At 70.4% G+C, this 14,890-nt stretch carries 15 protein-coding genes; 2 read left to right on the top strand and 13 right to left on the bottom strand.

The genetic code is table 11. The features are described from left to right. Window positions 1–103: 103 nt before the first annotated feature. Entirely contained in the window at window positions 104–1,318 is a 1,215-nt protein-coding gene (locus ABD156_RS36200) for a winged helix-turn-helix domain-containing protein (RefSeq protein ID WP_344284698.1), read from the bottom strand. A gap of 50 nt (window positions 1,319–1,368) precedes the next feature. Between ABD156_RS36200 and ABD156_RS36195 the strand changes: the two genes are divergently transcribed. Continuing rightward, window positions 1,369–1,923, top strand: coding sequence for a GNAT family N-acetyltransferase (locus ABD156_RS36195; protein WP_344284695.1), 555 nt, complete (start codon window positions 1,369–1,371; stop codon window positions 1,921–1,923). Here ABD156_RS36195 and ABD156_RS36190 read toward each other — a convergent pair. Beyond that, window positions 1,913–2,389 (bottom strand): GtrA family protein, encoded by a 477-nt coding sequence (locus tag ABD156_RS36190; protein ID WP_344284692.1) that lies wholly within the window; start codon window positions 2,387–2,389, stop codon window positions 1,913–1,915. The two genes, ABD156_RS36195 and ABD156_RS36190, sit on opposite strands and share 11 nt — an antisense overlap. Before the next feature lie 152 nt (window positions 2,390–2,541). Between ABD156_RS36190 and ABD156_RS36185 the strand changes: the two genes are divergently transcribed. Further along, window positions 2,542–3,057 (top strand): hypothetical protein, encoded by a 516-nt coding sequence (locus ABD156_RS36185; protein WP_344284689.1) that lies wholly within the window; start codon window positions 2,542–2,544, stop codon window positions 3,055–3,057. A gap of 137 nt (window positions 3,058–3,194) precedes the next feature. Here ABD156_RS36185 and ABD156_RS36180 read toward each other — a convergent pair whose 3' ends face one another. From ABD156_RS36180 to ABD156_RS36130, 11 genes are all read right to left on the bottom strand, one after another. Continuing rightward, window positions 3,195–3,644, bottom strand: a complete 450-nt coding sequence (locus tag ABD156_RS36180; protein ID WP_344284686.1) for a tetratricopeptide repeat protein — start codon at window positions 3,642–3,644, stop codon at window positions 3,195–3,197. Beyond that, entirely contained in the window at window positions 3,641–4,390 is a 750-nt protein-coding gene (gene dapB, locus ABD156_RS36175; protein ID WP_344284683.1) for a 4-hydroxy-tetrahydrodipicolinate reductase, read from the bottom strand. The genes ABD156_RS36180 and dapB overlap by 4 nt, the downstream gene beginning before the upstream one ends. Then, window positions 4,387–5,751 carry a M16 family metallopeptidase gene (locus ABD156_RS36170; protein ID WP_344284680.1) on the bottom strand — a complete coding sequence of 455 codons (1,365 nt, stop codon included), beginning with the start codon at window positions 5,749–5,751 and terminating at the stop codon, window positions 4,387–4,389. The genes dapB and ABD156_RS36170 overlap by 4 nt, the downstream gene beginning before the upstream one ends. Before the next feature lie 86 nt (window positions 5,752–5,837). Continuing rightward, window positions 5,838–8,087: a polyribonucleotide nucleotidyltransferase gene (locus ABD156_RS36165; protein ID WP_344284677.1), complete on the bottom strand. Its 2,250-nt coding sequence runs from the start codon at window positions 8,085–8,087 to the stop codon at window positions 5,838–5,840. A gap of 238 nt (window positions 8,088–8,325) precedes the next feature. Further along, a complete protein-coding gene (gene rpsO, locus ABD156_RS36160; protein ID WP_037812514.1) occupies window positions 8,326–8,595 on the bottom strand; it encodes a 30S ribosomal protein S15 in 270 nt (89 codons plus the stop codon). A 164-nt stretch (window positions 8,596–8,759) separates the two neighbouring features. After that, window positions 8,760–9,239, bottom strand: coding sequence for an RNA 2',3'-cyclic phosphodiesterase (gene thpR / locus ABD156_RS36155; protein ID WP_344284672.1), 480 nt, complete (start codon window positions 9,237–9,239; stop codon window positions 8,760–8,762). Window positions 9,240–9,242: 3 nt separating this feature from the next. Further along, window positions 9,243–9,719 (bottom strand): helix-turn-helix transcriptional regulator, encoded by a 477-nt coding sequence (locus ABD156_RS36150; RefSeq protein ID WP_344284669.1) that lies wholly within the window; start codon window positions 9,717–9,719, stop codon window positions 9,243–9,245. Between the two features lie 159 nt (window positions 9,720–9,878). After that, a complete protein-coding gene (locus ABD156_RS36145) occupies window positions 9,879–10,844 on the bottom strand; it encodes a bifunctional riboflavin kinase/FAD synthetase (protein ID WP_344284666.1) in 966 nt (321 codons plus the stop codon). 41 nt (window positions 10,845–10,885) lie between these two features. Further along, a complete protein-coding gene (gene truB / locus ABD156_RS36140) occupies window positions 10,886–11,803 on the bottom strand; it encodes a tRNA pseudouridine(55) synthase TruB (RefSeq protein WP_344284663.1) in 918 nt (305 codons plus the stop codon). An 830-nt stretch (window positions 11,804–12,633) separates the two neighbouring features. Further along, window positions 12,634–13,953, bottom strand: coding sequence for an MFS transporter (locus ABD156_RS36135; RefSeq protein WP_344284661.1), 1,320 nt, complete (start codon window positions 13,951–13,953; stop codon window positions 12,634–12,636). A gap of 112 nt (window positions 13,954–14,065) precedes the next feature. Further along, window positions 14,066–14,887, bottom strand: a complete 822-nt coding sequence (locus tag ABD156_RS36130; protein ID WP_344284658.1) for a PhzF family phenazine biosynthesis protein — start codon at window positions 14,885–14,887, stop codon at window positions 14,066–14,068. Window positions 14,888–14,890 lie beyond the last annotated feature (3 nt).

Below are 14,890 nucleotides of genomic sequence, written 5' to 3'. Positions count from 1 at the left end.
CCCGCCCAGCCTGAACGCATTCCCCAGCCACTGTCCGCAAGCCTTCCCCAGCCAAGCCGCCAGCGATCCTCCCCGCGACGTTCTCAGCTCACCCGTCTCCCCCTCACTTCACCGCGCGCCGCAACGCCCGGGCCAGATCACCCCGCTCCCCCACCACGACGCCGTCCAGCCCCTGCCATTCCGCCATCGTCCGCAGCTCCCCGGCCAGCTCCGCCGCCACCCGCGACTGGTCGACTCCGGGTTCGGCGAACGCGCCCTGCACCCGCAGCACCCCGGCCGCCCGGTCGGATTTCAGGTCCACTCGTCCCGACAGCGCACCGTCCAGCAGGAACGGAAACACGTAATACCCATGCACCCGTTTCGGTTCCGGCACGTAAATCTCGATGCGGTACCGGAACCCGAACAACCGCTCCGTCCGCGCGCGCTCCCAAATCAGCGGATCGAACGGGCATAGCAAAGCCCGCCCGGACACTGCCCGCGGCGTGCGCGCTTCGACATGCCGGTAGGCGACCGCGCGCCAATCGTCCACCTGAACCGGCTCCAGGACGCCTTCCTCGACCAGCTCTTGAACGGCTTGCCGCGAGACGGCCGGGCCAAGGCGGTAGTAGTCGCGCAGGTCGGTTTCCGTTGCCACGCCCAGAGCCCGCGCCGAACGGTCGATCAGGCCGCGAGCGCCTTCCTCCGCGGAAACCTTGCGGGACAAGATTTCCGGCGGCACCACTCGCTCCGTCAGGTCGTACAGCCGCTCGAACGATCGCCGCGTGCCGGTGCTCAGCTGGCCGACGCCGAACAGGTACTCGCACGCCTTCTTCACCACCGAGCGCTCCCACCACGCCCCCGGCCCGCGCCGGACCGCCTCGGTTTCCAGCGCCTTCTCAATTGCCCCGGCGCCGATCGGGCCCTGTTCCTTGACGATCGCCAGCACGTCGTCGAGCAGGCCGGGCACCGTGTCGACCACCCGCGTGTAGTTCCGCCACCAGCCGTCCCGTTTCGCGCCGGACTTCAGCAGCGGCCAGTCTTCGATCGGCAGCAGGCTCGCCTCGTGCGCCCACGATTCGACCAGCAGCCGCGGCCGTTTCGCGCGGTGGCTCCACGCGGCGTCGTCCACCAGCGCCGGGTCGTATCCGCCCAGGCGCGAGAACAGCGGCATGTAGTGCGCGCGCACGGCGACGTTGACCGAGTCCAGCTGCAGCAGCTGGACCCGCGACAGCACCTTGGCGAGGTGCCGCCGGGTCGGGGCGGAGGAAGGCCGGGGGTCGGCGAACCCCTGCGCGGCCAGAGCGGTGCGGCGGGCGGCGGAAAGGCTGATCGTCTGCATGATTCCGCCATGGTGCCAGCCACCCCCGACAGTTTCGGTACATTGCCCGCGTGAGTGCCGCCGAAGTCCGTCCCGCGAATCCGTCCGACGCCGCGGAGATCGCCCGCATCCAGCGGCTGACCTGGCGGGCGGCCTACGCCGACCTCCTGGGCGCCGAAGCCATCGACGAGTTCGAGAAGGCCGATCTCGAAGGCACCTGGGCGGAGACGATCGAGTATCCCGATTCCCGCGTCTACCTGGCCACCGAGGGCTCTTTCACGGTCGGCTACTGCGTCGCCGGCCCGGCCCCGCAGGACGAAGCCGCCGCGGCCGACGGGTCGCCGCCGGAGGACGCGCCCGGATTGATCGCGTCCCTGGTGGTCGAACCGCGCTGGGGCCGTCGCGGGCACGCCGGACGGTTGCTCGCGACCGCCGCCGCCGAGCTGCGCGCGAACGGCCTGAACCGCGGCATCACCTGGGTCGCGCAGTCCGACCACGCGACGCTCGGGTTCTACCGCCGCGCCGGCTGGTCCCCCGACGGCACCGTCCGCACCCTCGACACCGGCCGCGGAACGCTGCGCGAAGTCCGGCTCACCGGCACGCTGGACCTAGAACTCACACACTGACCGGCTCTTCGCGCTTCGCGAAAACCACCCAGCGCATCACCGAGTACATGAACACGCCCTCGCACGCCCCGGCGATCAGCCGTGACAGGTGGTATTCGACGCCCAGCGCGGTCAATCCGGCGCCCAGCCCGAGCAGGAACGCCGCGTAATTCACCGCGATCGCCACCACGTACAGCACCGCCTGACGGCCCACCGGCGCGTGCGAGCGGAAGTTCAGCGCGCGGTTCAACACGAAACTCAGCCCGAACGCGACCACGTACGCGACGCTGATCGAGAGCCACACCGGCCACGTGAGTCCGCCGTGGAAAAGCGTCAGCAGCGCCAGATCGACGCCGAACGTGAAGCCGTTGATCACCGCGAAACCGAGGAAACTCGGCGCGACGATCCGGGACAATCCGAACGGCAGGACGCGGACGACCGTCTCGCACAGCCGGGCGAAACGGTCGGCGATCGGCACCTCAGGCACGTCTCCGATCCTGGCAGCGGAAGGTGTCCGAGACCGGTCGGCCAGGTGATCTTCTGGGGTTGGCGCCAGGGGAAAGAGTGGGGTTAGCCCCCGTGATCTTTTCGTGATGGCTGCTAGCTTGGAGTGAGCGGCGACACGAAGGGGGTGACACGATGGGCTGGGTGCTCCTGACCCTCGGCGTCGCCTTCGGCTCGGCGATCGTGCCGCTGGTCAACGCCGAACTCTTCGTCATCGGCCTCTGCGCGAGCCAGCACAACGTCCACTGGCTGTGGCTGGGCGGCGCGGTCGCGGTCGGGCAGATCGCCGGGAAACTGCTGTACTACCTGGCCGCGCGCGGCTCGATCCGGCTGCCGAAGTTCCTGCACGACCGGCTGCACCGCGAGCGCCCGCTCACCCCGCGACGGGTCCGCTGGCAGCTGCGCACCAAGGTGATCCGCAGCAAGATCGAGGCGCTGCGCGAACGCTGCCAGCGCCATCCGCACTGGATGACCGGCACCTATGGGATCAGCTCGCTCGTCGGACTGCCGCCGTTCATGGCGACGAGCGTGCTCGCCGGGATGGTCCGGATGCGGCTGTCGACGTTCCTCGCGGCGGGGCTGGCCGGGCGATGGGTGCGATTCAGTTTGCTGGCGGCTTCGCCCGCGATGTTCGCCGGGTGGCTGCAGTAAGCCAACTGCCGCAACACTTTCCGGCGGCCATCAGCAATGCCGAGGTCCGTGAGGGGAACCCTGAGGGAATCAGAGTCCCTCAGGGCTCCCCTCACGGACTTTTCGCACGAACGCAAAGCGCGCAGCCAGAGTGAGCGTTACTTGCGTTCTGCGGCTTCCAGCTCGATCGCCTTGCGCATGGTCGCCCGAGCCCGCCGCCGGTCGCCCGCGATGTCGTAGGCGTACGCCAGCCGGTACCAGGGCCGCCAATTTTCCTGGTCCGCTTCGACTTCCGCGCGGCGCTCGTCGAACCACGCGTCCGCGGCGTCGCGGTCCACGCGGCCGGACGGGCGGCGCGGCAGGTCCGACACGTCCGGCAGGCCTCCCTCGGCGTCGAGTTGCCGCGACAGCCGCTGGATCTGCATGCCGGACCGCCACGTCACCACGACGATCCACACGCCCAGCAGCGGCAGCAGGAACACGCCGATGCCGAGCGCGATCCCGGCGGGCGTCCCGGTCGCGAGCAGCGCCACGGCCCGGTCCGCCAGCAGGACCAGGTACACCACCAGCGCCGCCGTCATCAGCAGCGCGACATTGCGGGCTTTCACAGGTCGAGCACGTTCTCCAGGCCGACCGTCAGGCCGGGGCGCGACACCACCGAACGCACGCCGAGCAGCACACCCGGCATGAACGACGTGCGGTCCAGCGAATCGTGCCGGATGGTCAGGGTTTCGCCCTCGCCGCCGAACAGGATTTCCTCGTGCGCCACCAAACCCGGCAGGCGGACCGAGTGCACGTGGACGTCCTCGACCGAAGCGCCGCGCGCACCGTCCACTTCGGACGTCGTGGCGTCCGGCCCGGGAGCGACCCCAGCCTCGGCCCGAGCGGCGGCGATCATCCGCGCGGTGTGCGCGGCGGTGCCGGACGGGGCGTCCGCCTTGCGGTTGTGGTGCAGTTCGATGATCTCCGCCGAGGCGTAGAACTTCGCCGCCTGCGCCGCGAACCGCATCGCCAGCACCGCGCCCAGCGCGAAGTTCGGCGCGATCAAAACGCCCAGCTGCGGCTTGTCCGCCAGCAGCCCGCGCAGTTCGGTGAGCCGCTCCTCGCTGAAGCCAGTGGTGCCGACGACCGCGTGCAGGTCGTGCGCGATCAGCCAGCGCAGGTTGTCCATCACCGCGTCCGGGTGCGTGAAGTCCACGACCACCTGGGCGCTTTCCAGCGGGGCGAAATCGTCGCCCGCGTCCAGCGCGGCCACCAGTTCCTGGTCCGCGGCGCCTTCCACGGCTTTTACCACGGTCGCACCCATGCGGCCGCGTGCGCCCAGCACGCCGACGCGGATCGGGGACTCGGTCATGACGCGATCACCTCGTGCAGATCGTCCGGCAGGTCGTCGGCGTGAGCGTACGGCCCCACCACCGCCGCGGACGACACCCCGCCGGGGCGCCGCAGCAGAGTGCGAGCGAGCGCACACACCTCTTCGGTCGTGACCGCGTCGATCCGCGCGATCGTGTCGTCGACGCCCAGGTACCGGGCGTAGTTCAGCTCGTTCTTGCCGATCCGGGACATCCGCGACGACGTGTCCTCCAGACCCAGCACGAGCCCGCCGCGCAACTGACCCTTGGCGCGCGCGACCTCGGCGTCGGACAGCCCGTCCGCGGCGACCGAGTCGAGCACCTCGCGGATCACGCCCGCGACCTGGCCCAGCCGCTCCGGCTGGCAGCCCGCGTACACCGACATGTGGCCGAGATCGGCGTAGCTCGCCACCGACGAATACACCTGGTACGCCAGACCCCGGCGTTCGCGGATCTCCTGGAACAGCCGGGAACTCATGCCGCCGCCGAGCGCCGCGTTGAGCACCGACAGGGTGAACCGGCGCTCATCGTGCCGCGGGAGTGCGCGGAACCCGAGCATCACGTGGGCCTGTTCGGTGTCGTCCGGGTGCAGGGCCAGCTTCGGCACGGTCTTCAGCCGCGCACGGCCGGATCGCGGCGCGACCGGGGTCGCGGCGCCGGTGAGACGTTCTTTCAGCGCGCGCTTGACCAGCCGCAGGACCTGGCCGTGTTCGACGTTTCCGGCGACCGCGAGCACCATCCGCGGCAGGGTGTAGCGGCGGCGGTAGAAGCCGCGCAGGGCGGACGGCGACATTTCGGTGATGGACTTTTCCGTGCCCAGCACCGGACGGCCCAGCGGGTGGTCGCCGATGATCGCGCCCACAAAGGTTTCGTGCAGCAGATCTTCGGGATCGTCGTCGCGCATCGCGATCTCTTCGAGGACGACGCTGCGTTCCATGTCCATGTCGCGGTCCGTGCACTGCGCTTCGAAAACCACGTCGGTGACGAGGTCGAGGGCGAGCGGCAGGTCTGCGTCCAGGACTTGGGCGTAGTAGCAGGTGTGTTCTTTCGCGGTGAAGGCGTTGAATTCGCCGCCTACCGCGTCGATTTCCTCGGCGATTTGGGTGGCATCGCGGTTGGTGGTTCCCTTGAACAGCAGGTGTTCCAGGTAATGCGCGGCGCCTGCGACCGCCAACGGCTCGTCGCGCGAACCTACGCCGACCCAGAGTCCGACCGTCGCCGAACGAGACGCTGGGACGTGCTCGGTGATCACCCGCAAGCCGCCGGGCAGCACACTCCGCTTGACTACCGCACCGTCCGAAGTGGACTCGAGCGTACGGGTGGTGCCGACGGGCTGCTCGTGCCCGGAAACCTGCCGTGCCAATGCAATCCTTTGCTCACATGCGGTAAAGGCCCCCTCCCCAGCCGGAGAGGGGGCCTTCACGGACCAAGCTTGTGCGGGGCGAAACCCTACTTGGCTTCGGCGGTCTCGGCCGGAGCGGCGTCGCCTTCGGCGGGCTTCGCGGCGTCTTCTTCCTTGACCACGATCAGGCTGATCTTGCCGCGGTTGTCGATGTCGGCGATCTCGACGCGGATCTTGTCGCCGACGTTCACGACGTCCTCGACCTTCGCGATCCGCTTGCCGTTGCCCAGCTTCGAGATGTGCACGAGGCCGTCCTTGCCCGGCAGCAGCGAGACGAACGCGCCGAACGCGGCCGTCTTCACCACGGTGCCCAGGAAGCGCTCGCCGACCTTCGGCAGCTGCGGGTTGGCGATGGCGTTGATCTTGCCGATCGCCGCCTCCGCCGACGGGCCGTCGGCCGCGCCCACGTAGATCGTGCCGTCGTCCTCGATCGAGATGTCGGCGCCGGTCTCCTCGGTGATCGAGTTGATCATCTTGCCCTTCGGCCCGATGACCTCGCCGATCTTGTCGACCGGGATCTTCACGCTGGTGACGCGCGGGGCGTACGGGCTCATCTCGTCCGGGCCGTCGATCGCCTCGGCGATGACCTCCAGGATGGTGAGGCGAGCGTCCTTCGCCTGCTTCAGCGCGGCCGCGAGGACCTCGGACGGGATGCCGTCCAGCTTGGTGTCCAGCTGCAGCGCGGTGATGATGTCCTTCGTGCCGGCGACCTTGAAGTCCATGTCGCCCAGCGCGTCCTCGGCGCCCAGGATGTCGGTGAGAGCCACGTAACGGGTCTCGCCGTCCACCTCGTCGGACACCAGGCCCATGGCGATGCCCGCGACCGGAGCCTTCAGCGGCACGCCGGCGTTGAACAGGCCCATCGTGGACGCGCAGACCGAGCCCATCGAGGTGGAGCCGTTGGAGCCCAGCGCCTCGGAGACCTGGCGGATCGCGTACGGGAACTCGTCCCGCTTCGGCAGCACCGGGACCAGGGCGCGCTCGGCGAGCATGCCGTGGCCGATCTCGCGCCGCTTCGGCGAACCGACGCGGCCGGTCTCGCCGGTGGAGAACGGCGGGAAGTTGTAGTGGTGCAGGTAGCGCTTCGTCGTCTCCGGGGAGAGCGAGTCGATCTGCTGCTCCATGCGGAGCATGTTCAGCGTGGTGACGCCCAGGATCTGGGTCTCGCCGCGCTCGAACAGCGCCGAACCGTGCGCCCGCGGGATCACGGCGACCTCGGCCGAGAGCTGGCGGATGTCGGTCAGGCCGCGGCCGTCCATCCGGATCTTCTCGGTGAGGACGCGGGTGCGCATGATCTTCTTGGTCAGCGCCTTGAACGCACCGCCGACCTCCTTGTCGCGGCCCTCGAAGGCTTCGCCCTCGCCGAGGCCGAGCTTCTCCAGGACAGTGGCCTTGACCTCGTCGGTCGCGGCGTCGCGCTCCTGCTTGCCGGCGATCTGCAGCGCCTTGGCGAGCTCGTCGGACGCGATCGCGGCGACGGCCTCGTAGATGTCCGGCTGGTAGGCCGGGTACACCGGGAAGTCCCCGGTCGGCTTGGCGGCGTCGGCGGCCAGGCGCTGCTGCGCCTCGCACAGCACGCGGATGAACGGCTTCGCGGCCTCGAGGCCCTGCGCGACGGTGGTCTCGTCCGGCGCGGTGCCGCCGTCGGCGATCAGGTCGAGCGTGTGCTCGGTGCCCTCGGCCTCGACCATCATGATCGCGACGTCGTCGCCGACGATGCGGCCCGCGACCACCATGTTGAAGGTGGCCTTCTCGAGCTGCGGCCAGGTCGGGAACGCGACCCACTGGCCCTCGATCAGCGCGACGCGCACGCCGCCGACCGGGCCGGAGAACGGCAGGCCGGCGATCTGGGTGGAGGCCGACGCGGCGTTGATCGCCAGCACGTCGTACGGGTCGTCCGGGTTGAGGCTCTGGACGGTGATGACGACCTGGATCTCGTTGCGGAGGCCGTCGGCGAAGGACGGGCGCAGCGGGCGGTCGATCAGGCGGGCGGTGAGGATCGCGTCGGTCGACGGGCGGCCCTCGCGGCGGAAGAACGCGCCCGGGATGCGGCCGGCGGCGTACATCCGCTCCTCGACGTCCACGGTCAGCGGGAAGAAGTCGAAGTGCTCCTTCGGGTGCTTCGACGCCGTGGTCGCCGACAGCAGCATGGTCTCTTCGTCCAGGTAGGCGACGACGGAGCCGGCGGCCTGCTTGGCGAGCCGGCCGGTCTCGAACCGGACGGTGCGGGTGCCGAACCGGCCGTTGTCCAGAACGGCTTCGGTCTCGAACACGGTGACTCCGGTGGAGTCGGTCATATGGTCAATCTCCTCTTTGGTTCCATCGCAGCAGCGCGAGTCTCCCACTGTGGGACCCGGTTCGCCCGAGGACGCTCGAGGAGGTGTGAGGCCGGTCTTCGATCGAAGCCCCCGGGTCCGTTGCCCGGGAACCACTACCGAGGACCGGCGAGATCGTTCCTCTAGCGCGCTCGCGCCGTGTAGGGGGTGTGCTTGCGGCGAGGGGGAGCGGCCGAAGCCGCTCCCCCTCGTCAGCACGCTATCGGCGCAGGCCGAGACGCTTGATCAGGTCCCGGTACCGCGCCACGTCCACCTTTTCCGTGTAGTTCAGCAGCCGGCGGCGACGGCCGACCAGCAGCAGGAGACCGCGACGGGAGTGGTGGTCGTGCTTGTGCGTCTTCAGGTGTTCGGTGAGGCCGATGATCCGCTTGGTCAGCAGCGCGACCTGGGCCTCGGGGGATCCGGTGTCCGAGTCGTGCAGCCCGTACTCGGCGAGGATCGTCTTCTTCTCATCGGTGGACAGCGCCACTGGTGGTGCTCCTTGTGCATCTAGTGCCGTGAGGCCCGTACCGCGCCACGCGGCCGGGTGAGACGGTCACGGCCGCCACGGACTGCAGCCGGACCCGGTTGCTGAGGTTACCAGCCGGTTGAACTGCGGCTTCAGGCGCGTACGGCTAGCTGGGCAGCACCGCCTCACCCGCGCCGCAGAGGCCAAGTCCGCAGCGTGCGGTAAGGGCTCCCGCCGCCCATCAGCTCTACCCGGTCCGCGGTCCAGACGCGGCTGCGGAAACCCGCGAGCCGTTCCGTCCAGTCGGTGGGCGACTGCGTGCGCGGGCACCGCGCCAGCGTCAGGTGCGGCCGGTAAGGACGGTCTTCGTCGTCGGCGCCCGCGGCTGCGGCGAGATCGGCGAGGTCCTCCCCCGCCACTCCCAACCACAGCACTCCCGGAAATGTTCCCGAACTCCAGAGCCGGACGTCAACGGATTTTCGGCCGTCCAGCGCCCGGTCGAGGAAGGAGGCACGTTCGGCGGGGTCGACCTCGCCGTAAAAGGCCAGCGTGACGTGCCATCCGGCCGGGTCTGACCAGCGCAGCAGCCGGTCCCGGGAACCGAGGGCACCGTCGATTTCCGCCGCGACGTCGGCGGGCGGGCGCAGCGCGGAGAACAACCGCATCGGCTACTGGCCCGAGGCTCCCGCGCGGCGGAGCAGGTCGGCGATCGCCGGGTAGTCGTCGTCGAGCAGCTTCGCCGCCTCGGCGAGGTTCTCGTCCTCGGCGACGTCGCGGATGCCCGCGAGCAGGATCTTCTCGTCCGAGTTGACCGGGATGTTGTCACGGCCGACGGTGGGCCGCGAATCGCGCACGTCCTCCAGGGCGGCCTGCATCGCGTCGCGGTCGCCCGCGGCGACCTCGGGCACCAGGATCTTGCGTTCGAGCATGATCATCCGCGCCAGCACGACCGGATTGCCGATCTTCGCCCGCCGCCCGCTCATCACCTGGCTCAGCATCGGCGCGCTGATCCCCAGCACCTCGGCCAGGAACGCCTGCGACACGTCGAAGGCCACGACCAGCCTGCGCACCCGATCGCCCAGCGGCTCCCCGTACCACTCCCGCTGCAGCGCGATGTTCCGCTGGACGATCTTGTGGTCCTCCACCTAGCTCCGCTCCCCTAGCGCTGTCGTCCCGCGGCCGCCAGCCGGAGGACTTGCTCCCCCGGCCCGGCGCCGCCGGCCCATCTTGCCACTCCGGACGCCCCCGGCGGGCCGGAACGCCCGATCCGCCCCGGGCCCGGCCCGCCCCGGGACGAGGTCCGCTCAGCTGTCGGAGCCGAGCGCTTCCCTGGTCCGGGCCACGTCCTCGTCGATCTTCTTCACGAGATCGGCCGACGCGCCGAACCGTGCTTGATCCCGCAACCGGGTGACGAAGTCCAGTGCGACGTGCTGGCCGTAGAAGTCCTCGTCGACGTCCAGCACGAACGCCTCGACGGTGCGTTCGCGGCCGGAGAACGTCGGGTTCGTGCCCACCGACACCGCCGCGCGCAGCCGCCGGTCCGGGTCGGACAGCCTGCTGAACCAGGCCGTGTAGACGCCGTCCGCGGGCACGGCGGCGAATCTCGCGGTGGACAGGTTGGCCGTCGGGTAGCCGAGGTCGTGGCCCCGGCCGTCGCCGCGGACGACGATGCCCTCCAGCCGGTGCGGGCGGCCGAGCGCGTCGGACGCGGCCACCACGTCGCCGGCGTCGATGCACGAGCGCACGTAGGTGGAGGAGAAGGTGATGTCGTTGGCGCCGCGATCGTCGTCGAGCGAACGGCCCTGCAGCTCGGCGCCGTACGCGACGAACCCGAAGCGGCGGCCGAGCTCGCGCAGCAGCGCGACGTTGCCCGCGGCCTTGGCCCCGAAGGTGAAGTTGTCGCCGACCAGCACCGCGCCCGCGTGCAGCCGGTCGACCAGCACCTCGTGCACGAACTCGTGCGGGCTGAGCCGGGACAGCTCCAGGGTGAAGGGCAGCACGCAGAAGACGTCCACGCCGAGTCCTTCGACCAGCTGGGCCTTGCGCCGCAACGTGGTCAGCTGCGCCGGATGGCTTCCCGGGCGCAGCACCTCGGACGGATGCGGGTCGAAGGTGACCACCACGCTGGGCACACCGCGTTCGGCGGCTGTCGCCACGGTGCGCTTGATCAGTTCCTGGTGCCCGCGGTGCACGCCGTCGAACACGCCGATGGTGACCACGCACCGTCCCCAGCCGCCCGGGAGGTCCCCGAGCCCACGCCACCGCTGCACTGTTGTCAACTCTCCCCGAGCAAGGTGCCTTTGCCCCCACCCTATGCGGGCAGGAGGACCACCACCGAGCGGGTCACTCCCTCGGTGTCGGAGGCCAGCGCGAGCACGTGGCCGTCCGGCGCGAACAGGCCGTAGGTGCCCTCGATTCCGCCCGCCGGGATGCGCCTGCCGTACTGGACCGCCTTGGCCGTGGCCGCGTCGAGATCCCGGCGCGGAAACGCCGCGGCGACGGCGGCGTCGAGGTCCAGGGAGAGTTCCGGTTTTTCTTCGAGCTGGTCGAGCGTGCGCGCGCGGGCGAGCGTGAACGGCCCGACTGTGGTGCGGCGCAAGGCTTTCAGGTGCCCGCCGACCCCGAGCCCGGCGCCGAGATCCCGGGCGAGCGCGCGGACGTAGGTGCCGGACGAGCATTCGACGATGGCGTCGAGTTCGATCCGGTCGCCCTCGCGACGGAGCCCCAGAACGTCGAACCGGTGCACGGTCACCGGCCGCGGCGGGAGGACGACGTCTTCTCCCGCGCGCACCCGGGCGTAGGCGCGCTTGCCGTCGATCTTGACGGCGGACACGGCGCTGGGCACCTGCTGGATGTCGCCGGTCAGCTTGGCGATGCCGTCGGCGATCTGCTCGTCAGTGACGGCGGCGAGGGTTTCCGGCGCGGCATCGGTGTCAAGCGGTTCGCCCTCGGCGTCGTCGGTGGTGGTGGACCGGCCGAGCGACAGGGTGGCGAGATAAGTCTTGCGGTCGAGGGCGAGGTGGCCGAGCAGTTTGGTGGCGCGCTCGATGCCGAGCACCAGTACGCCGGTCGCCATCGGGTCGAGCGTGCCGGCGTGGCCGACCTTGCGGGTGCCCATGATCCGCCGCGCCCGCGCGACCACGTCGTGCGACGTCATTCCCGCCGGTTTGTCGACGATGAGCAATCCGGGCGGAGGAGCGGGACGACGCGGTTCTTTCGGGCGAGACACGGCGGAAACCCTACCTAGCCGGGGTTTCGCGGGTGGCGCCCGGTTCGGGCGGGGGTTGGGACGGCTGGGGTCGGGGCGGCTGGGGTCGGCGGGTCGGGTGGGGTTGGCGGGTCGAGTGGGGGTTGGGGCGGCCGGGTTGGCGGATCGAGTGGGCCGGGATGGCGGAAGCGGCTTGGGCGGCGGTTTGGCGGGGTCGAGCGGGCCGGGATGGCGGAAGCGGCTTGGGCGGCGAGGTTTGGGCGGTGGTTCGGTTCGGCGAGTGTTCTGAGCGGTTGCCCGGTTTGGGGTTGGCGGGTCGGGTGGGGCAGGGATGACGGAAGCAGCTTGGGCGACGGAGTTTGGCTTGGGCGACAGGGTTGGCTGGCGGTTCGAGGTTCGGTTCGGCGAGTGTTCTGGACGGTTGCCGGGTTTGGACGGCGGGATGGGTTGGCGGGACTGGACGACCGGGCCAGGCACTCGATCCGAGCGAATGACCTGGGCGGGCAGATGGTCGGGCAGTCGTCCTGCGCGAGTGCCCTGGGCAGACGAATGGCTCGGGCAGTCGCTCAGGGCGAGTGCCCTGGGCGGTCGCCCCACTTCGACGGCCGATCCGGACGACCGTCCCGGGCGAACGCCCAAGGTCGTCGAACCGACCGGTTCAAGCAGCCGACCCCGAGCGACCGCTCCGGACAGCCGACCGACACCGACGACCGGCCTGGGCAACTGGCCAGGGCAACTGGCCGGGGCGAGCGTCCTGGACGAATGCCCCAGGAGGTCGGGCCGGTCGGGTCGGCTGTCTGAATCGACTTGCCGAGGGCGGCTGGCTGAACGGATCGGCGGAGGCGACTGGATCAGGCGGCAGCCACGGCCTCTTCCGGTGCGTGGTCCCAGCGGTGTCTCCGGATCTGGACCGGGACTTCCTCCCCGCGTGCCTCCGCTGCGAACACGTGGGCGCGGGCCCGCCGCCACCACACCAGCATCTTGGTGGCTCCGAATGCCAGCACGGCCACCACGACCAGCAGCGCGATCCGGAAGTTGCCGCCGGTTGCCTGGAGCAGGATGCCGATCAGCAGGGCGGTGACCGTCGTCGCGAGGAAGCCGCCGACGTTCACCACTCCGGTCGCGGTTCCGACGCGCGACAGCGGGTTGTAGTCGCGGGCGATGGCGAAGCCGATCATCGACGCCGGGCCGCCCAGGGTGAGGAAGGCGAACGCCGGGACGAGGACGCCCACCGGGACGTGGCCGTTCCAGCCGAGCAGCACCGCCCACACGATCGCGGCACCGCTGAGGTAGCCGACGACCAGCGGCACTCGCAGTGCCGGGGAGCGGCCGATCAACGCGCCCAGCAGCGGGCCGCCCGCCATCGAGCCGAACACGAACACCGTCAACAGCGCGCTCGCGGTCGCGGCGGGCAAACCCTCGCCCTGCACCAGGAACGGCATGCCCCACAACAGGGTCAGGACGTTCGGCGCGAACATCGTCGAGAAGTGCACCCAGAAACCCAGCCGGGTGCCGGGGGTTCGCCAAGCCAGCTTGACCTGCGTGGCCAGCTCCGCCGGGCGCACGGGTTCGCGCTTGCGTTCCGGCACGCCTTCCGGGGTGTCGCGGACGCGCAGCAGGACCGGCACCGAGTACAGGACCGTCACGGCGCCGACGACGAGGAAGGTGACTGTCCATCCTGGACCGTCGAGGAGCAGGGTGAGCGGGACGGTCGCGGCGAGGTTGCCGATGTAGCCGACGCACGAGGTGAAGGACGCGAGCAGCGCGTACCGGTGGGCTGGGAAGTGCGCGGCGACGAGGCGCAGGACGCTGACGAAGGTGAGCGCGTCACCGAGGCCGAGGACGCCGCGGGCCACGAGGCCGAGCGCGTAGGTGTCGGCGATGCCGAGCAGCAGCTGCCCGGAGCCCAGGATCAGGACGGCGGCGGTGAGCACGCGGCGCGGGCCGTAGCGATCGACCAGCACGCCGGTCGGGATCTGCATGGCCGCGTAGACGCCGACCTGCAGGACGGTGAAAATGCCGAGCGCGGCGGAGCCGACGCCGAAGCGTTCGGCCGCTTTCAGCCCGGCGACGCCGAACGAGGTGCGGTGGAAGACGGCGAGCAGGTACACCGTGACCGCGGTGAGCCAGATGAGCCAGGACCGGACAGGGGCGCGGCCGGCGGGCGTCAAGAGTTCCTCCAGAGAGCAGGCGAGCGTCGGACAGAGGAGGACGACGACGCTGCCGCCTCGATAGTTGTATCGCCTCAGCAACTCCGATACATAGCCGTAACCGGGGTGTGTTTCACCACAGATCCACTTCGCCTCGAATGCCGACGACCGTTTCGCCGCCGACCCAGACGTCGTCGCCGTCCCGTTCGACGTGCACTCGCCCGCGCCGGCCGAGCCGGGTGCCCTGTGCCGCGACGTACGACTCGGGCGCGATGCCCTCGCCGATCAGCCACTGGCCGAGCGCCGCGTTGAGGCTGCCGGTGACCGGGTCCTCGACGACGTCGCTGAACGCGCGGACCTCGAATGCCGTGTCGGAGCCATCCGGCTGCGCACCGGCGACGCCCACCTTGAACGAGCCGAGAGCGCCGAAGTCCGGCTCGATCGCGAGGACGGTCGCCGCGTCGCGCAGCAGCAACGCGACCCAGCCGGGACCGTTGTCCGCCCAGCGCGCGTCGAGGACGTCGGCGTCGCCGAGGTGCAGACCGCGTTTCACCGCGGCGAGGTCGGCGTCGTCCACCGGACCGCCACGACGGAGCGGAGGCGCGGCGAACGCCAGCCGGTCGCCGTCGCGACGCACCCGGACCAGGCCGGCCCCGCATTCCTGCACGAGGTGCCCGGCTTTCGGCTCTCCCCCGGCGGCCAGCCACGCCCGCGCCGACCCGAGCGTCGGATGCCCGGCGAACGGCAGCTCGCCGTGCGGGGTGAAGATCCGCACGCGGTAGTCGGCGGCCGGGTCGGACGGCTCCAGCAGGAACGTGGTCTCGCTGAGGTTCGTCCACCGGGCGAACGCGGCCATGCGCTCGTCGGGCAACCCGTCCGCGCCGTGCACGACAGCGAGCGCGTTGCCTCGGGTGAGCTCGTCGGTGAAGACGTCGACCTGGGTGAACTTCGGCATGCG

Origin of the sequence: Amycolatopsis albidoflavus (assembly GCF_039525725.1) — a bacterium.
Taxonomy (GTDB): Bacteria; Actinomycetota; Actinomycetes; order Mycobacteriales; family Pseudonocardiaceae; genus Amycolatopsis; species Amycolatopsis albidoflava.
Note: the sequence above shows the minus strand (reverse complement) of the source record. Positions and strands in the feature narration are given on the sequence as shown.